Genomic DNA, 18674 nt, shown 5'->3' with positions numbered 1-18674 from the left:
GTGAAAGACAAAGAAAAAGAGCGCGTGAGCGCTCTTTTTTATATCTCAACCAAACGTTAACTTTGTTTGGCTTGCGTTTTCACTGCTGCACGCTTACCAAACCAATAGCCCAAGCCAAGTGGTGCAAAGAATATAACGGCAATGAACAAGATGAAGTAGATAATGGTACTTTTAACGAGATCAATCAGCTTGGTCATCGCTAAACTGACCACTTCCTGCGAGACTCGGTCCATATCTTGAGCAAACTTCTCACGCTCATGGGTAATGATCTGCGCGATTTCTTGGCGCTCTCTGGCTACCATCAGCTCTAAAGCTTGGCGCTCCTCACCCAATTGAGATAAACGCGCTTGCGTTTTTTGGTCAATATCGTCAACCAAAGGTTGTAACTCTACCGCCATTTGCTCTGCCAAATAGCGCATGTACTCTGGATTGTTATCAATAAAGTCCTTCATCGAATCAGCCGTAACTTGTAGGCTATTTAGCGCAGCATTAACTTTTTCGATGCTGGCAGAGCTATTTAATGCTAATAACTGCGCCTTCCAAGTCATAATTTTTGGGGTCTGTTCTGATACAAGGCTTAGACGATCCGAGACATCCCCTAATGCTTCTGGCATTGTACCTAGCGTAGTCACTGCCTCTTCCTCGCTAATTTGATTCGCATCTAACCACCCACGGTAAGCTGGCGTCCTGATCATACTTAAGTCCGCGAATGGACGTTGCTTAACGAACTCTGCAACAAACGCTTGTGTCTTGATGTACGCTTCTTGTTTCAACAGAGATTGAGCCAGTTTATCCACCTCTTTCGCTAAGTGAGCAGAAACTAACTTTGCCTCATCTGTCCCAAATAGTTCATTACCAGGGCCAGTCGTAAAGAATTGATCCATCTGTAGCGTAAAAGTCCAAGTATCAATCAGTGCTGCCATTGGCGAGACTTGGTATGCTGCGGCTTGAAGACCTTCTTCAGCATTTATCTTCCAAAGCAAAATATAAGATTGATGGACTTTATCATGCGGCTCATATTGATCGTGCAATGCATCAGCAGCTTGCTCTACCTGAGCAAAAAACTGTTGCGCATACTCACGAGTCAGGAGACGCATATTAAGCTCTTGTTTGGTAAGAGGGACGGTTTGACTCTCGATTTTCACTTCTAACAGGGAGCACCCTGAAAGCATTACAACCAACCCTATCAACATCATTGAAGACAATCGACGAACGGACATGAAAGTACCCTTAACAAATTGTATGGAACAGGAATAAAGCGAACTAAGTCATATAGTTCGGGCCTTTAATACCCCAACTCTGATGATTGTAAGTCAGAGCAATATCAATCTGTTAGCGCTTCTTGTATCTTTTCACTATTAAGAACGTGGTTAGCGAAAAGTATGGTTTGCTTTAGGACATCATCTAAACGTGTCAGTTTCTCTTCCGGCACTTTTTGCCCTTGTTTAATCAACAGTTCAATATCACCCGAAATGCAGTGCAATGGCATTGCCCCTAAACTTCCCGAGACCCCTTTAAGACTATGAGCCGCTCTTTGCGCTTGCTCTTTATCCTCTTCTAATAGCCGATACATTTTTGAACCATCGCCAGAGTGATCCTGAATAAAGACTTCAAGTAACATTCGCACCGCGCTTTCATCTCCCGATAGCGAGTCCAGCATCTTATTGATATCTATATACGGCTCACGTTCCACGACTTCCACTTGCGATGTGTTCGGCTCATTAGGGCTCTGTTCGTTAACTTGGCTGCTTTGAGAGATTTCGGACTGAGCAGAGAAAACAACGTAAGACCCACCAACTTGCTCAGACTCTTTATCTTCTGCTCTTGATGGTATTAGCGGCTGAACGGTTCTTTGGGAGAAAAGCCCCCATGAAATAAGAGAAAGAAATAAACCACTGATTACTGACAACCAAGTAACAAAGGTCATCAACTTTTGTTCCAACTGGTCATTTATCGAAGTTAACTGGTTCGGGAAATCAGGATTAAGCAGTTGATTAACTAGATAGCTGCCTTGCGCCTTGGCAGATAGCGCGCTTGAAGTCTGGGCAAGTTGACGCTGAAAAGCACTTCGCTCTTGAGGAGAAAGCGTGTCCGACTCGATAAAGAGTCGGTCTAAATCACGATAAGTATCGCTATTCGTTGCTGAGTCACTAAAAATAGACTCCAAAACAAGTGCGCCTAAGCGATAGTACATTGATTGAATTTGCTCAGAGTTTTCAGCTCGGGCACGGCTCCTTCGCAACTGTTCAGCCAATGATACAAGCTCACTGTCACTCCCTACAAAGGCTCGAGCACTTTCTAAAAATCGATCGGTCGCATAAAGCAATTGAGTAATATCTGGTGTGATTTTTCCTTCAGAAAACTCACTTTCAAGCTGTAAGCGAACTGCATAGGCTAACTGAAGTTTTAGTGAAACCTGGTCGACGTGCTTAACACGATAAGGCAGATCAAAGTTAAAAAAATGTCTGACTTCTTCAACTTTGCTTCCTAGCTCATTCACCGTTGAAATGGTTTGAATCGTTTGTTTGGCTTGCAACCAAATCCCTAGCACTAAAACACACCATAAAACGAACCAGAACCAAACAAACCGCCTAATTCCTTCTTTTAGTTTCAGCAACACTCGCCCCTCACATATCTCCATTAATTACAAGCATATACTATGGATGTTTCTTATTCACATAAAAAAGAGAGCCATTGGCTCTCTTAATTTGACGATACGGTTTTAGTTGCGACTCAGCTGATCTTTTAGATTTGGAGGCGTACCTTTAATCGTTAAGGTATCCGTCTCTGGGTCATAAAAAATACGCTCGCCAAGCAATAGGCTATCAAAGCTAATATTCAAGCCACCACCAGCGCCAACAAATTTAGTCAGTTTGCGAACCGTCGCACGGTCACCAGGGAAAGATTCTTCAAGTTCGTACCCTTGCTCTTTGGTGAAATCCATAAAGCTTGTGCCATCTTGGCTTGGAGGAAGCTCTCCAGAAAGCTCTGAGATTTGAACCTCATCACCGGATTTAATTTGCTCATTGCAGTAATCGTAAACTTGTTTCTTGTACTCGTTCACTTCTTGCTTTTCTAGCTTCGAGTCAGCACAAAAATCATCCACTGCCTGCATCAACACTAAGTTTTGTTGTTTAGTATCTAAGCCGATGTCCGCTTGCAGGAAATCTAGGAAGAAATCCGCCACTTTACGGCCGACGCGTCCCTTGATGTATTGCAAGTAACGATTAGATTCCTTGTCAGTGTCGTAGCTCGACAAGTCAATGCGTGCCGCAATATCCATTTTGGTGATATCTAGGTAATCCGTCGCACTGATGTCCAAACCTTCGGTCACTTTTAAACTTTGGTTCATTGGTAAGATACCGATGAACAAGTAGTCCGTTGCTAAACTCTGATACTCAGCGAAAACCAAAATACCTTCATCCGCAAATGGGTACTTAATCAACTCTTCTTTCAAGCGATTTGCACTAATTTGTGAGAAGTCGTAAAAATCTCGCTCTCCTTTGCGCATTTCTTGAAGCCAAAATTGAAATTCGCTGTCTGACTGGAAAGAGCCAAAACCTTTACCAGCTTTAGAATGGAATACTCGGTGAAGCTCAGCGACTAAGTTTTCAGTAGATGCATCGTTCTCTAATGATGCTGGACGAAAGTTTACAACTAGCTCGTCCTGATCGTTTTTGCACAGTTGATGCAGAATAACGTTTGAAAGATGAAGGCTCATAGTGATTTTATCTTGCTACAAGGTTTTAGTTGATGGGCATTGTAGGTTATCATAAGCCGCTTTTACTATCATTATTAGAGTCTTTATGCCGATTACATCTAAATATACTGACGAGCAAGTAGAGAAAATTCTTGCTGAAGTAGCAACAGTTCTTGAAAAACACGCTGCTTCTCCTGAGTTGACGCTAATGATTGCCGGAAATATCGCAACCAATGTCTTAAATCAACGTGTTGCTGCTTCACAACGCAAAGCGATTGCTGAAAAATTTGCTCAGGCGCTGATGTCTTCTTTAGAAACACCAAAAACACACTAATAACGGACAATAGAACACATACATGGTAGACAGCGGAAACTCATACGGCGAACGTGTATCTCGACTGGTTGGTTGGGGTCACTGGTTTGCATTCTTCAATATCGTTGCATCGATGTTGATAGGCACACGCTACATTGTTCAGTCTCCTTGGCCCGAGACGTTACTTGGTCAGTTTTATCTGGCGGTTTCTTGGGTTGGTCACTTTGGCTTTCTAGTTTTCGCGCTTTACTTGCTCGTTCTATTCCCGTTAACGTTTATCCTGCCATCGCGGAAATTGTTCCGTTTGGTGGCAGTGATTTTCGCGACCGTTGGGCAAACCATATTATTGATTGATACCCAAGCGTATCAGTCGATCAATTTGCACTTAACTCCTGTCGTTTGGGAGTTACTATTCAGCGAAGATAAAAGTGCACTCAGCACTGATCTACAACATCTGTTTGTTGTAATGCCGCTGATCTTCCTTATTCAGCTCGCTCTATCCGAATGGGTATGGCGAAAACAGCGCAAACTATCTCATAAGCACGTAGGACGTCCTCTAGCAGCTGTATTTTTCCTCAGCTTTATGACCAGCCATTTGGTTTATATTTGGGCAGATGCATACTTCTACAATCCAATTACCAGTCAGCGTTCAAACTTCCCATTGTCTTATCCGATGACGGCGAAGAGCTTTATGGAAAAACATGGTCTACTTGACCGTGAGGAATACCTAAAACGCTTAGCGGAAAATGAAGGCAACGTAGAGTTAGTCAATTACCCTCTAGAAAAGCTAGAGTTTAACCGTCGAGTCAATAAGCTCAACGTGTTGATGATCAGCGTAAATAACCTGCGTGCAGACGCGCTGAATCCAGAAGAGATGCCTAACCTCTATGAGTTTGCCGAAAACAATCAGAACTTCCGTAATCATTACAGTTCAAGTAATGATACTTACGGGGCTTTTGGTTTGTTCTACGGCTTACCAACCAGTTACGCCTCAAGCATCAAGGCGCAAGGTGCTTCGCCAGTGTTACTCGATGTACTGAAAGATCAGGGTTACAACTTCGGCCTATTCAGTGGCAGCGGGTTTGAAGATGATCTCTACTCAGAGATTATTTTCCGCGACTTAAAACTAGCGGAAGACCTCGATGGCACACAAGCTCATACCGATAAGCAATCTATCGCGAACTGGAATATATGGTTAACAGAGAAAGCGAGTCAACCATGGTTTAGTTACATCGAAGTCACCACCGTTGATAATTTTGAATCGATCCCTTCAAATAATGACGAAGAAATGTCCGCAAGTGATCGCTTCAAAAAAGCTTATGAATATGCGGTGAAATCAGCGGATAAAACCGTCGCTAGTATTATTGATGAGCTTGAAAAAAATGGATTATTGACAAACACCATCGTGATTATCACTTCTAATCACGGTAGTGAGTTTAACGAAACCAATACGAACAGCTGGGGCGCAAACAGCAACTACAGCCGTTATCAGTTACAAGTTCCTATGGTAATCCAATGGCCAGGAATGTTGGCTGGTGAATTTAATCACAGCACAAGCCACTTGGACCTTTCGGTCACGTTGTTGCAGGATATGCTCGGTGTATCTTCCAACCCATATGATTACAGTAGTGGTCGTAACCTATTTGACGAAAGTCGTCGCCGTTGGATCCTAGCGGGTGACACTCGTGAGCTTGCCTTAATTACTAGCTCACAAACCACAGTGATCGATAAGTTTGGCAACTACAAGTTGTATGACAAAAATTACAAACGACTTCGAGATGATGCACCGAAGTTGCCAGTTTTGATGCAAGGTTTAACTGAGTTACAGCGTTTTTATTCTAAAAACGATTAATACCTAGCAATCCATACACTATTCAAACTCCCCTTTTTGGGGAGTTTTTGTTTATTTAAACAACACAAACCACAAATTTGCGCAGTAAACATCCAATCAGTTCAACTAGGGGTTTACAACATTTTCAAAGCCTTATATTATGCGCCTCAACAACGGAGAGATGGCTGAGTGGTTGAAAGCACCGGTCTTGAAAACCGGCATACGTTAATAGCGTATCTAGGGTTCAAATCCCTATCTCTCCGCCATTTTTCTTACGCATTAAGCCCTTGATTTTCAAGGGCTTTTTCGTATCTACAGTACTGCAAATCACTTTCATGACAATGAGGTGAGACAATGTACTTACAAAAAGCGCCTAATGGCGTATATCAAACTCGCATTTGCATCCCTAAACAACTACGTGAGTTTGGTTATCCTTTCGATATCAAAGTTAGTCTTTTAACTAAAGAGCGCTCAGAAGCAATAGAGCGCAATTTTAAAATGGCTTCTTGCATTAAGATTGCTATTAGCCAAATTGATTTAACCAATCCCGTATTATTCCCAAAATTTAAGGTTGTCCTTCACCAACAGATGGAGACGCTGCGAGAATCTTTCAGCTCGCCAACAGCCTATAAACTAACCCCTAAAACCGTTGCGTATTTTGAAGATGACATTGTTTCAGACATTCCAAGTAATATCGATCTAACTAACCTTGAAGAGACTGAACCGAGCGTAAAGAGCATCTCTGCCGAAGTAGTACCTTTTACTCAGTTGCTTGAGCGATTTCTAGAAAGTAAGAAGAAGCGTAATGTTCGACAGCTTACGATCCATCAACTTGAGCAACGCATAAGTCACTGTATCAATTTCCTTGAAAAGGAGGGCATAAATCGGAATACAGTCAGTAGCTCTGACCTAGATAGTTATATAGATCTGCTCTACTCTGAAGGACGTTCTACCAAAACCAACAAGGACTATTTCTCAGCAAGTAAGCAGTTCTTCAAATGGCTAAAATCAAAGAAATATATTCCTAATAACCCTGCTCAAGACTTAAATCCCCAGTTCAAAAGTAAAAAGCATGTCTCTGAACAACGTGAGCGTTGGACAACTGATGAACTGACATTACTAATTAAAAGTCCAGCGTTTACTCAGCAATCGTTGGACTTTCAGTGGATCACTAAACTACAGCTCTTTCATGGGTTACGCACTGGCGAAGCTTGTCAGCCATATATCCAAGATATTGTTGTAGATGATGAGATCCCATACTTTCGAGTCACCGACCAATCCAAAGATCAGCACTTGAAAAACGAGCATGCAGTTCGAAATGTCCCTCTTCACCCTGCGATTCGTGATGATTTCGTCATATTTTGCGAAAGCCGCCGTCATAAAGGCAATGCCCCTCTATTCGATTACTCACCGCTCGGACCAGATAAAGATTGGACTAAAACGTATCGAACGCAATTCGGGAAGCTACAAACCAAGTTGGGTATGCTTGCTGGCAAGCGTCCTACCGCTTATGGACTACGCCACACATTCATTGATGTTCTTAAAGAGCAGGATGTTCCAGAACATAGCGTAGCCGAGGTGGTTGGTCATAATAATCCGAACATGACCTTCGGGCGATATGGGAAGAAACATAAATTAGAGAAATTGCTTGAAATCGTTAGCACGTTCCAAATGGATCTGGAGGGGTAATTATGCAAGAACTCAGTCAATCGCTACGAAAAGCTATTGTTCTAGCACTAGAAGAAGCTGCTTCATATCGAGACCAACTCGATCTATCCCGCTTTATACAAATGGGGGTAACTGTAGAGCAGATACACCTAATTGATACAGCTATGTATCTCTTGCGACTTCATCCTTACTTGAGTCAAGATGATTTCGAATCAAAGCACGGTGTACAAAAAGTACAGCTTACTATTGGCAGCGTAGATAATTTCAAAAAACTGCTCAATTTAAACGAATATACTTACCGAGATTGGTTAAAAACCAACGGATTAAGTGAAGATGAGCCTCTTTGTCTACCCTATATGGTGTATCAATATTTCTATGATGAAATTCGTCGTGATTTTATGGACGGTGCTCTTCTTGTTGAAAATTTACAAGTGCAGTTAGGGGCTAAGCAAGTATCGCACTTAAGGTTCAGATGCGGGACTACTATGCGTATCCCTGCCGACGAATTTGAGTTGATGATGCTGATTTTGATTTCTAGGTATGGGCGATACACGGGATTCAAAATAAACTTTGCTGATTCGATATTAACGCTTACAAATCAATGTGAATCAGTAGATATAGAGGTTCGTTTGTATACATCCTCCGTTTCTGGCAAGGCTATACATGCAATATCGTTAATAGACGATCTGCCTGTAGAGCATAAACGTCGAAACAGTAAACCCATCGCTTTAATCGAAGAGTTAGCGATTCGTCATCAAAATAACTTCAATGGTGAACTTTTGGGCATGCTAGATTTTCTTGGAGAGGCGAAAAATGATGACGAATAAAGATTGCTCACCAACGCTGGCACTCGAAATTACGTAGAAAGCACTCCGACAAAAGTGTGTAGCCTCCGTGTTGCTTGGTGAGAACGGCACTGTAACCCTAATATTTATTCTTCTATGAACCCCATAAGACGTAGTGTAGTTATTTGCACTATGTCTTTTTTTTGTGATTGCAATCACATTTATTGCATTTAAAGGTAAACGTTGGCATCTTGCAAGTTCAGAAAATGCGATAAGTTAGTCAGCACTTACACTTATAAATATCAATAAGTTACGCTATAAAAAATATTCCAGATATGTATATTTTTCTTTATTATACATAGACTTACATTAAAGTTAATTATGCGTAACTATTGTGTAAAAAGAAACGTTGTGGTTTGATAATAAACAAATAAACCAGACCATTATACATAATAAGGCTCCGCCAGAAGAGCCGCCCTTAATGGCCTATCACTCTATAGGTCTAGAAATGAACCCTACGAAGAAAAATGAAAAATCCCCTCGCCTGAAATCTCGAATTCAAAAAGCTCGGAAAGGCACTCGCAAGTCTGACATTTCATTAAACAAAGATGATTACTCGCTAAGCTCAGTCGCCCAAGCTGTTTGTCATGAGCTAAATACTAAAGCGCTTGTTGTTGCTGAATCAACACTGAACGGAATGAAGACTCACGGTCGACATATCATCCTAAACTTAGGTGATAAACCAATATCTGAACTTACAATCGAAGATATTGATGAACTCAAAATCACACTTCTCACACAAGGCAAAAAAGGCAAGGTCATTAACGGTTGTTACACTATCTTACGAGCCGTCTGCGCTAAAGCTTGTTCCTCTGAACAGCAGAAAAACGACCTAATGGAAAAAATCAAAAACCTGAAAGTTGTCAATGATGATCCATTCCCATTCACTGAAGATGAAGTACGTCAATTACTGTTGACTGATACCGACAATGAGATGGCAAAAGACATGGCTTCTTTTGCCATTCTAACGGCATTACGTATCAGCGAACTTATTTGTACTTGCTGGGAAAATATCGAGTTTTATACCGAGCAAGGGATTGAAAAGTGTCGACTATACGTTGATTTAGCTAAACCATTAAACAAATACAAAGTAACTAAAACAGAAGAGTCTGAACGAACAATTGAGTTATCAGCAGAAGCCGCTCAATTACTCCGCAAACTCGAACGTTTAACGGGTGACAAAGCACCAACAGTTATTAACGTTGTACAACGAGATAACATCACAGTTAAACGAGAGAAACGCAGATTTGTTTTTTTTAATGAGCAAACGGGGCATCCGTGGCTGAATCCTAAACAGTTTGCGAAGCAGTTCTTTACTGGTTTCTTGAAAGAGGCTGGTGTAGCACATCGAGGTCCAAATCAATTGCGACACACCGCCGCATCGATCCATTTTAATAACGGAGTTAGTGTAGCTTGGATAGCGGAGTTACTCGGGCATCGAGACGTCAGCATTGTAGAAAAGCACTATGCGAAACGTAATAAAGTGAGTTTGAAGAAAGAGCAAGTCAAAGCAGATAAAACAGTTGCAGAACTATTTAAAACGACAGATGAAAATAGCATTGTTGTGCCGACAGAAATCGCCCAGGTTAAAGATGAAGCAGAGTCTGTTGTTAATGATGACAAACTCTTTATTCAAAACTTGCTTCAATTTGCTCGTGCTTCAAAGAGTGACAAACACAGAGAGCAAATCTACAAAATTATCGAAGATACGCTTAAGGAAGGACAGTAATTATGGATGCTATCCCACCTCCCTGTCTTCCTGCCTTCCTCGGTCAGGAAGAAAGCCTTGTATTGCTACGTGAAAGATTTTCCACTGAACTGGAAAAACAAGGCTACTCAACAGAAAAAGGTAAAACCATTGACGAGTATGCATCAGCATTTAGCGATTTAAATATCGCACCAGCTTCACCAAAAGCACTGCAAAAACTTGTTGGCGGTGATTTTGGAAGAGTGTCCATCGCTTTCAAAATACTAAGGAAAGCTACAAAACCAACTCCTATAGTTCGTAACAAAGCGCTGTGGTTTGTAGATTCAGAGCAGCGACTGATTTCTGCGCTTCAAGCCGAAATGTCTATCGTTTGGCAGGCTTTCGATGGTGAGGTTCAACAGCTCGTTAGCGCCCATACCCAAGAATCTCTTAAGCAAATTGATGAATTAGAAAAAGAAAACAAAGAGCTTGTTGAGTTCATTGACGAATTGCAAAAGCAGATACGGCAAACTGATTCACAGAGTCAAAAGTGCAATGAGTTAGAAAATAAACTTGCTCAATCAGAGCAAGTTGCTTCTGACTATCGGTCTCGAATTGACCACCAACAGCAAAAGCTCGACACGTTACTGTTGGTAAACCAAGAGCTTGTTGTTGAACGCGCTCGCGCGAAAATGTTAGATGAGCATATCGCTTCATTAACTCGCGATAAAGAACGCCTACAAGAACACAACACAAAACTCATTGAAAGTCTCACTTCCAGTCATCCCGATTGGTATTTTGGCGATTTGAGTGATGCAGATCCCAGCTTATCCAAAGAATTCCATGTCGACGACAGTGTGGAAAATTGATGTAAAAGCTAAAGAGTAAAGAGCAAGGTTACCCCAACCCCGTATGAAAAATTTCATCGGGTTGGGAGTCTAAGCGGCTGCTTAGGAACGCTTGGGCTGCGCCCAAACCCCTTAATTAACTACCCCAAACAATAATCAGACCTAAAGAATTAGGCACTAATATGACTAGAAAATACAAGAAAAAGCAGATAACAGAGCACTATCTTAACGATCCAAAGCTTTCCGAATTGTTCGAAAAATCACTTGATAACTGTGTTGAGAACAACATTAAAATCAGCAAAAACCGTTTGAAGAAAGAGACTGGTTTAAAATCCGCTGAAGTAGATGCGCTTTACCATCACTACTGCGAAGCAAAAAATACTCGAATGGAAATGAATTGCACTCTGCTGGATAAAAAAATCTGGAAGAACAAAGCTAAGCAAGCTAACAAAACCGTGTCACAGATTTTGTCAGAATCCTTATATAAAACTCAAATCATAGTACCTTTTGCAGAGCAGACTAGAAAAGAGATGTTAGGCGTAATCCATGAACGCGTACGTTTCAATTCTCTGCTTAATCAGACCGTCAAGTGGTGTAACACTCATAAATCTGGAGCGGAAGCCGTTCAAGTCTTGCTTGAGCTTAACCAGCTAAATAAAGCATTTGAGCAGCACGATCTTCGAGTAATGAATATTCTAGCGAAACCACATGTGGATCACTATTACCGCGTAGCTAAAGTAGACCCGTTATCGGTGGAAGCATGGCAGTAATTTCATTCTTTCGAACAAGCGGAATAGGTCAGACTGACCCACAAGTTGCTACTAACTATCTATATGGTCCTTTGTGCAGTCTCAGTGACGAGCAAAAACAAATTTACAGCGATGCTTATCAAATGCGTAAATCTGCCAGAGAAACGAACGACATACAGACAGAGTGGGAATGCGACTACGTACTCCAGCAACAAAAAGGGAGACGCAGAGATCCACCCCCAGAATCAATTAACGGGAACCGAAAAGCTGTGGAATATGCAATTGAGCATAACCCACATAAACACAAATACGTCAGCGGTGTTATTGCTCATGCGTTTGAAGATACAGAGAAGTTGCAAGCCAATCCAGAGATTGAAGCAGAGTGGCGGGAATTGTTTGAAGAGTTGTGCTTTGCTGGTTTCCCTAAAGATGAGCGACTAATCGACTGGGTGCGTCACACGCACCAAATTAATATTGAAAACCACTTCTTGATACCTAGGATCCACCTTGCAACAGGATTGTCATTCAACCCTGCTCCACCTGGGCATGAACAAGACTTCAATCTACTGCGGGATTACTTAAATCTTAAGCATGATTTAGTGAGTCCTCTCGATTCTCTTCATAAACGACTTACTCAAGACGGTAACGGCTTTGACAAGCGGCACAAGCTAAAGAAAGCAATCAATGTCTGGATTAAAGACATGATTACTAGCAATCGAGTAAACAATCGCAATGACATTATACAAGCACTAAGTAGCGATAAGTTTAAAGAAAAAGTCGGGGTTACCCATGTTAGTGAATCGAGCAACTTCGTCCGTTTGCACTTTAAAGATAAAAAGAACGTGCGTCTCTATGGTTTTGTGTTTACTGAGCAGTTTCATTCTAGAGACTCCTTAACCCAGTCCAGCGAGCCATTACAAAACAAACAAAGTCGACTGGAGGAGTTAAAAGACCAACTCGATAAAGCGATTATTAAACGAGCTAGCTACAACAACAGACGTTACGGATTACACAAAAGTAAGCCCGAATTCAATGTGAGCAAAGCGCATTACTTACCTTTGAACTCTCGTTGGACAGCTACGCCATCTTTTTACATACCTCAACCTCAGGTTAATTTTGCACACATGCCTGAGTTCAACCCATCCCTAAAAGGGTTTGAGATGGTTAAGCAAATTGAAGAAAGAAAAGCATTAGCTGAACGAAATGCAAAGTTAGCGCTAGAGCAGTATCACGAGCAACAAAAAAGGTTTATCCAAGAATGGATGAGTTTTCTACTGGCTGGAAAAATAGAATATGAGCGACATCGAGAAACAATTAGCTTCACAAATTACGTCATTGACGAAGAATCAGCAGATTTCAAACGAGCATTTACTCGCTATGGTCGAGACACAGAACGAGTTTTACCTGAACACGATAAAAGAAATTCAAGAACAGTATCAACACGAACGCAAAACAATCCTGAACGACATTATTCAGACCAATCAGCTCATGATACAAGAATACCAAGCCTCAGTCGAAGCGTTACAGGGGCTATCGAAAGCCTCAAACGAAGTATCCGTATCCACGAGACAGCAAATCGAGCAATTGAAACGCCGCTTGAACATGCTGGAAAGCTGGCAGAAAGACAGCGGGACAGCTATCTCGAACTTAGTCGAGCTTTTGACGCTATAGCTTCCGAACCGAAATTGAAGGGTGAGCTGAAATCGCGCTTGATTGGAAATGAAACACGTAAAATACCACGCATGAAGAAAGACGGTTTGAGGCGGGTTCTTAAAAAACTAACGAAGCCACAACCGCATGAGCAAGACGGATTGGAGCGATAAGTTGAATTGAAACTATGACAACAAAAGCTCTTCTAGTAGCCTAGTGCAGATACCACACCCAATAATGTGCTAGTAAGAAGGAGATGCCATCAGCGCCAATTGAAGTGATTCTTACCCCCTTTCAGGGGTAAAACTAAAACTACCCTCTATCGAGGGTAAATGAGGAATTGTTATGTTGATAACATCGGCCAAGCAGTTAGCAATACATCTTCGTGATGAAAGAAAAAACAAGAATCTGTCTCAAACTAAAGTTGCCGATCCAGTGGGTCTTAAACAGGACACCGTTTCTAAGTTTGAGGTTAATCCAGAAGCCACCCGCATTCAGACGCTATTTCGTATCTTATCATCGCTAAATTTGGATATGCATATTGTGCCGAAAGGCAAAAGCATAGACCAAGTGAATAATGGGAGCGATGAGAAGTGGTAAGGCAATTGCACGTTTTAATTCATAGTGAGTTGGTAGGCTTGTTCGCTGAAGAGCGTAGCAATGCTCATAGCTTCCAATATGATGAAGACTGGCTGAACGCTAGTAAGTATCGCACGATATTATCGTGTCCCCAGCGTCGAGAGCCGAACAAGGGTGAAAGCTAGCTAGTTAACTGCCTTACGGGATAGGTTAATTTTTTTGTGTATTTTTAACCTGTTTGGAGTCATGAGGGGCAGTGATACGTCGTACAGCAAGAGAGTATACTGGAATTGTTTTTTCCGTTTACCTTGAGGCTTGAGTTGAGTGAGGTGTTGTTGATATAAGGCGTAAAAGCGCTCTCTCTCAGACGGGGTCATAATGTTCTTTCCAATAGCACACCACAGACATGATGGTGTCACTAAAGAGTATGATTATTGGTACTAATTCATTCCTACAGCGCAACTGCAATAATTAATTGATTGCAATTTAAAACCAATCACAACATCCACTATCATCTGTGATACTAGTTTCATCGTACAGTCATTTGAGATAGCATCCTAGGTTAGTCTATCACTTTGGCTTCTCTGAGGAACTCTGTGTGGGAAAAACTCTAAAATCCAAAACGCTAAATAAACAAAAAAATAAACTTAGAGGCCTAATATCTAAAGCTAGGTCAACTGCCTTTCAAAAAGGTTTGAATTTGGAGCCTTCGTATATTTATTGTCGAGGGCTTAAAGAAATTTATCTGGATTCAAGAACAAAACTGTTTCCGCACGAGTTTGAGCCTTTTCTTCTATGGGTTCAAGAACAAAATCAGACTGTCGCATCAGACTTATCTAAGTCAAATGCACTGTATGTCGACTTAGCAGGTGTTATCTCTACGGGCGTCTCTAGAAGTGACTTAGAAGATGAACTCATATGGGTTTCAACCATACTAAAGATAAACTCCGTACTGCTAAATGAGTTTATCTTATTCAATGAAAAACTAGAGTGCTTCATAATATCTGGTTTGATTTCAGAAGCCATCTCTCTAATTGAAGAGTTTGAGAGTAAGCACGGAACATCCTTTTATACACATGAGAATCGTATAGCACTTGAAAATTCAAATGGCGGATTAGAGAAACAAAAAGAATATGTAGCTGAAGTAAGAAGTAAAGTTAAAGGTGGTCTTCTGGGATTCATTAGCTACTATACAAGTATTAGAAATGAAGATAAAACAACAATAACTAAATTTAATGAAGACTTGAATACTAGGCTAGAAAACCATAAGTATTATGATGATAGCGTTAAACGTTACTTGAAGTATAAACTATCTGGTGAGCTTACTTGCGACTTGGAGAGTTTTAATGACGTTTTATTTATTGAGCAATCTCATCATCTGTTTGATTTGTATAATACATATTTAGATATATTACAGAAGATTAGTCAAAGTGATAATTTTAGTAGCTTAAATAAAGTTATCATATCATGCTGTAATAATTTAACTGATATTGATGATTATAGGATTAAAAAAATAATATGTAGTATTAAGACACCTCCTCATTCCTTACCAACTAGAAACAATGAACTTTCTGATAATTTATTTGTCGGCAATATAAAAAAATCACTTATAAGATGGAATAAAATGCCAGCAAAGGATAAATGCGATCCTTGGCAGTTTATATACTATGGCTTTGCTTTATCAAGCATAAAAGAGTTAAGAGATAGGAAATTAGAACCATCACCTTCAAGTATACCTTTTTTATTGAGGGAAATAATCCTACCAAGTAATGTTAATGGTAAAATATACCTAGATAAAATCAGGAAAATTTATTTAAATTATTCTGGTCTGCATTTCATAAAAGATATTTATACTTTCGCTGAACTAATGTTATGCAATGTTCCTATACGTAAATACAATTTTAGTAATATCGGTATTAACTGTAAGTTTATAGGGCATGAGAATTCACCTAGAAGTAATAATTCAAAGAATTTCACTAATGCAACTAGCTATGCTTGGAATCTGATACGTGGCATTGATAATAATTATTTTGACATTCCTGAAAGTATCAGAAAAACACTCGTTGCTATATCGATGATAAATAGTGAAGATTATGAGTCGGCAATTGATACAATCATAGATTTAGGTCGTTCTAATTACAGAAATTTATGGCCAATTAATTTGGATTTACTATTATCCTCGTATTTTAATATATCTGACGTAAATAATATAACAAGACTTATTGCGACTGAAGGGGTTAAGGAATATAAATCATATCCTTTATCTAATATACAAAAATTTTTAAGCTGTGATGATTGGTCTAAGTATAAGAATGTGAACGATCCTATACTGGTAAGTGTTGCCATACATCTACTATGGAAACAAAATAGTAATGCAGAAACAGCTTCTATGTTGAGATTTTCAATTAGGCAGTGCGTTAGAAAAAATAAAGTAAGACGTCCTTCTGAGTTGCTTAAACTAAGAAGAAACACGCCGTTAAGAGTATGGAAATATTTTTTTAGAGAGGTTTGTAAAAACCAGTTTATAGATCAGTTGGTACAAGGGTCTAATGAATTACTACTCGAAAGGCAAGCAATTTGTGCGCATATGTCAAATATTGATTATGAATTTACAGATTTTTATGAAGATGAGTTGGCAGGTATCGCAAAATCTTTAGCAATCGATAATGGAAAAAGGTTCATTGATAGAACTAGGATCCACGTAGATGTTGATGCGTTAGGTCGATGGGCAGAAAAAGAGTTAATTGAAGACTATAGACGCTATCATGACCTTTTAGATGTCAAGGTCAAGGATAGCTTCGAAAATGAATTTAATGAGATATTTTCAGAGCTGTTGAAAAAGGGAGGAAATACTACTAAATGGAGGTCACTGAATAAAGATACAGAAGCCGATATGGTTTTTATCAGTCTATTAGCAAAACTTAGCGATGAGTTCCTCAACAGTCCTGAGTATGGACTAGACTTTTATCTTAGTAAACGAGTTAGACATCAGTCTTTTATCGGCTTAATTAGAGGGCCATTAGAGTTTGATGACCTTATTACGACGAAAGAAAGTTCAGGAGAATATGATAAGAATCAGCATATACTATCTAAACTTAGCGATTATTCCGAAGATAGAATCAATGCCATTGATAAAGAGTTAAGAAAATTTTATAAGAAGTTTGATGATCTACTAGAAAATACAAAGAATGCCTATTTTCAAATAAATGGTGCAGATAATCCTAAAGGGCTTATTCAGCTAGAAATTCAAGAACAAGCGATTTTTCTTCTCCAAATGATGACACATAAAGTAACGGAGTTTAGCGACTTCGTAGATATTGCCATTCAAGTTTTCTGGACATCTTTATCTAGCTCATTGTCTAAAGTCAGACAATACATATCACACAATTTGAAGCAAGCAATAGTAGCATTGTTCGATGAACTTACAATCAACTTGAAGAAAATTGTACCATGTCAGAACATGGCACTACATAGTCTTATACATGACATAAAAAATTGCTCCATTAAAGTTCAAAGACAATTAGACTTAGCGGCACAATGGTTTTCTAGAAGTGGTACAGATGACATTGCTCAAAGCACTTTTGATGCGGAACAGATTGTAGACATCGCGATAGACTCAACCTTAAAGTGCCATCAATCTTTCCATCCTAAAATAAGAAAATCTATATTTAATGAAGAGGATTTATTACTTGATACTACAGCGTTGATGTTTGCTCACGATGTAATGTTTGTTGCGTTAGGTAATGTTTGTCGCCATTCTGGTGTTAAAGAGCCAAACATTGCGATTGAAACGAGAGTGAAGGAAAAATCATATTCAATCAGTATTAAGAGTGATTTTTCTAGTAAAAATCTTAAAAATACTAATGAAAAGCTAGATGAGATTAAAAAGTTAATAGATGAAAGGAAATTTGAAAGAAGAACTAGAAAAGAGGGTGGTAGTGGTTTATTAAAAATCGCTGCGGCTGCATTACAAGATCCGCTAGGTAGTATCGATTTCGGAGTCATAGATGACTCATTCACATTGAATGTAACATCTAGATTATTTATGACATCTATATCAATGGAGGAAGTCCATGGCTAGAAGAAGCATATTGATCATAGAAGACGAAGACCCGAAAAGAAAACACATTGAGGAACACATTAAATCTCATTTAGATAGTGCTTCCTTGGAGGTTATCTTCTTTCATTCTGTGTCTTCCTCTTTAGACTATCTAGATAACAACGAGCCTGAATTAATAATTTTAGATATGTCTCTACCTACGTATGACATATCAGATATTGAAGGGGGGGGAAGACCACAAGGATTCGGAGGGTTGGAGATACTGCGGCACCTTAAAATGTCTGGATCTTCCTGTCCTACTCTCGTGTTAACTGGTTATGAAGCCTTTATGAGAGAAGAAGGTTTAGTTGAGTTATCTCAAATTTCGGATGAATTAAAAAGTGAGTTTGGGACATTTTTAATAGATGTTCTTTATTATAACTCCGCATATTCAGAATGGAAAAATAAAATATCTGCTACATTAAAAACATTAGGGCTATTTAATAAAAAATGAAAATACTTATAGCTGATGATCAAATTTTAAGATATAAATCCTTAATTGGAAAGATGGTTGATTTTGGTATTCCTCGTGAAAACATAAAATTAGTTCCTTCTGCTAAAGAAGCTCAAGATCTACTATTAGACCCGATTTCAGATAATAAGTGCGACATTCATGGAAAGGTGTAGAAGAGGAAGCCAACTGCTGAAAGTGGTACGCTCTTCTCGCCAAAGAAACAAGCAGTACTACCATGAATTATCAGCAGT

General features: G+C 39.7%; 15 protein-coding genes and 1 tRNA gene. 13 read left to right on the top strand and 3 right to left on the bottom strand.

Annotated elements, in window-relative coordinates; all coding sequences use genetic code 11:
• Positions 1 to 56: 56 nt before the first annotated feature.
• From NL645_RS12810 to yejK, 3 genes are all read right to left on the bottom strand, one after another.
• Positions 57 to 1220 (bottom strand): chemotaxis protein, encoded by a 1164-nt coding sequence (locus tag NL645_RS12810; protein WP_253651805.1) that lies wholly within the window; start codon positions 1218 to 1220, stop codon positions 57 to 59.
• 104 nt (positions 1221 to 1324) lie between these two features.
• A complete protein-coding gene (locus NL645_RS12805; protein ID WP_253651804.1) occupies positions 1325 to 2641 on the bottom strand; it encodes an Hpt domain-containing protein in 1317 nt (438 codons plus the stop codon).
• A gap of 81 nt (positions 2642 to 2722) precedes the next feature.
• The gene (yejK, locus tag NL645_RS12800) at positions 2723 to 3721 is read right to left on the bottom strand and encodes a nucleoid-associated protein YejK (protein WP_005396521.1); all 999 of its coding nucleotides are present in this window, start codon (positions 3719 to 3721) and stop codon (positions 2723 to 2725) included.
• Between the two features lie 85 nt (positions 3722 to 3806).
• Between yejK and NL645_RS12795 the strand changes: the two genes are divergently transcribed.
• From NL645_RS12795 to NL645_RS12740, 13 genes are all read left to right on the top strand, one after another.
• Complete coding sequence (locus NL645_RS12795; RefSeq protein WP_005380722.1) at positions 3807 to 4034, top strand: YejL family protein; 228 nt, start codon at positions 3807 to 3809, stop codon at positions 4032 to 4034.
• A 22-nt stretch (positions 4035 to 4056) separates the two neighbouring features.
• Entirely contained in the window at positions 4057 to 5865 is a 1809-nt protein-coding gene (locus tag NL645_RS12790; protein ID WP_253651803.1) for a DUF3413 domain-containing protein, read from the top strand.
• Positions 5866 to 6019: 154 nt separating this feature from the next.
• Positions 6020 to 6110 (top strand) — tRNA-Ser (locus NL645_RS12785).
• Positions 6111 to 6198: 88 nt separating this feature from the next.
• Complete coding sequence (locus NL645_RS12780) at positions 6199 to 7533, top strand: site-specific integrase (RefSeq protein ID WP_065871098.1); 1335 nt, start codon at positions 6199 to 6201, stop codon at positions 7531 to 7533.
• A gap of 2 nt (positions 7534 to 7535) precedes the next feature.
• The gene (locus NL645_RS12775) at positions 7536 to 8339 is read left to right on the top strand and encodes a hypothetical protein (RefSeq protein ID WP_065871099.1); all 804 of its coding nucleotides are present in this window, start codon (positions 7536 to 7538) and stop codon (positions 8337 to 8339) included.
• A gap of 466 nt (positions 8340 to 8805) precedes the next feature.
• The gene (locus NL645_RS12770; RefSeq protein ID WP_253651802.1) at positions 8806 to 10086 is read left to right on the top strand and encodes a site-specific integrase; all 1281 of its coding nucleotides are present in this window, start codon (positions 8806 to 8808) and stop codon (positions 10084 to 10086) included.
• 2 nt (positions 10087 to 10088) lie between these two features.
• Positions 10089 to 10913, top strand: a complete 825-nt coding sequence (locus NL645_RS12765) for a hypothetical protein (protein ID WP_065871101.1) — start codon at positions 10089 to 10091, stop codon at positions 10911 to 10913.
• A gap of 161 nt (positions 10914 to 11074) precedes the next feature.
• Positions 11075 to 11662 (top strand): hypothetical protein, encoded by a 588-nt coding sequence (locus NL645_RS12760; RefSeq protein ID WP_053805379.1) that lies wholly within the window; start codon positions 11075 to 11077, stop codon positions 11660 to 11662.
• Positions 11653 to 13464, top strand: coding sequence for a relaxase/mobilization nuclease domain-containing protein (locus NL645_RS12755; protein WP_253651801.1), 1812 nt, complete (start codon positions 11653 to 11655; stop codon positions 13462 to 13464). Before NL645_RS12760 ends, NL645_RS12755 begins: the two co-directional genes overlap by 10 nt.
• A 172-nt stretch (positions 13465 to 13636) precedes the next feature.
• Complete coding sequence (locus tag NL645_RS12750; RefSeq protein ID WP_140100068.1) at positions 13637 to 13891, top strand: helix-turn-helix domain-containing protein; 255 nt, start codon at positions 13637 to 13639, stop codon at positions 13889 to 13891.
• Positions 13885 to 14055: a HipA N-terminal domain-containing protein gene (locus NL645_RS23195; RefSeq protein WP_140100069.1), complete on the top strand. Its 171-nt coding sequence runs from the start codon at positions 13885 to 13887 to the stop codon at positions 14053 to 14055. Before NL645_RS12750 ends, NL645_RS23195 begins: the two co-directional genes overlap by 7 nt.
• 413 nt (positions 14056 to 14468) lie before the next feature.
• Complete coding sequence (locus NL645_RS12745) at positions 14469 to 17951, top strand: hypothetical protein (RefSeq protein ID WP_253651800.1); 3483 nt, start codon at positions 14469 to 14471, stop codon at positions 17949 to 17951.
• On the top strand, positions 17944 to 18423 hold the full coding sequence (locus NL645_RS12740) for a hypothetical protein (protein ID WP_253651799.1): 480 nt from the start codon (positions 17944 to 17946) through the stop codon (positions 18421 to 18423). Before NL645_RS12745 ends, NL645_RS12740 begins: the two co-directional genes overlap by 8 nt.
• The last annotated feature ends 251 nt before the right edge of the window (positions 18424 to 18674 follow it).

It is taken from the genome of Vibrio sp. Y51_MX_L26 (assembly GCF_024181935.1).
Taxonomy (GTDB): Bacteria; Pseudomonadota; Gammaproteobacteria; order Enterobacterales; family Vibrionaceae; genus Vibrio; species Vibrio diabolicus.
This window is presented reverse-complemented; position numbering and strand designations above follow the sequence as displayed.

Excerpts from the sequence above, each read along its gene's own strand:
- NL645_RS12810 (WP_253651805.1), bottom strand. The coding sequence starts at position 1,220 with ATGTCCGTTCGTCGATTGTCTTCAATGATGTTGATAGGGTTGGTTGTA.
- NL645_RS12805 (WP_253651804.1), bottom strand. The coding sequence starts at position 2,641 with ATGGAGATATGTGAGGGGCGAGTGTTGCTGAAACTAAAAGAAGGAATT.
- yejK (WP_005396521.1), bottom strand. The coding sequence starts at position 3,721 with ATGAGCCTTCATCTTTCAAACGTTATTCTGCATCAACTGTGCAAAAAC.
- NL645_RS12795 (WP_005380722.1), top strand. The coding sequence starts at position 3,807 with ATGCCGATTACATCTAAATATACTGACGAGCAAGTAGAGAAAATTCTT.
- NL645_RS12790 (WP_253651803.1), top strand. The coding sequence starts at position 4,057 with ATGGTAGACAGCGGAAACTCATACGGCGAACGTGTATCTCGACTGGTT.
- NL645_RS12780 (WP_065871098.1), top strand. The coding sequence starts at position 6,199 with ATGTACTTACAAAAAGCGCCTAATGGCGTATATCAAACTCGCATTTGC.
- NL645_RS12775 (WP_065871099.1), top strand. The coding sequence starts at position 7,536 with ATGCAAGAACTCAGTCAATCGCTACGAAAAGCTATTGTTCTAGCACTA.
- NL645_RS12770 (WP_253651802.1), top strand. The coding sequence starts at position 8,806 with ATGAACCCTACGAAGAAAAATGAAAAATCCCCTCGCCTGAAATCTCGA.
- NL645_RS12765 (WP_065871101.1), top strand. The coding sequence starts at position 10,089 with ATGGATGCTATCCCACCTCCCTGTCTTCCTGCCTTCCTCGGTCAGGAA.
- NL645_RS12760 (WP_053805379.1), top strand. The coding sequence starts at position 11,075 with ATGACTAGAAAATACAAGAAAAAGCAGATAACAGAGCACTATCTTAAC.
- NL645_RS12755 (WP_253651801.1), top strand. The coding sequence starts at position 11,653 with ATGGCAGTAATTTCATTCTTTCGAACAAGCGGAATAGGTCAGACTGAC.
- NL645_RS12750 (WP_140100068.1), top strand. The coding sequence starts at position 13,637 with ATGTTGATAACATCGGCCAAGCAGTTAGCAATACATCTTCGTGATGAA.
- NL645_RS12740 (WP_253651799.1), top strand. The coding sequence starts at position 17,944 with ATGGCTAGAAGAAGCATATTGATCATAGAAGACGAAGACCCGAAAAGA.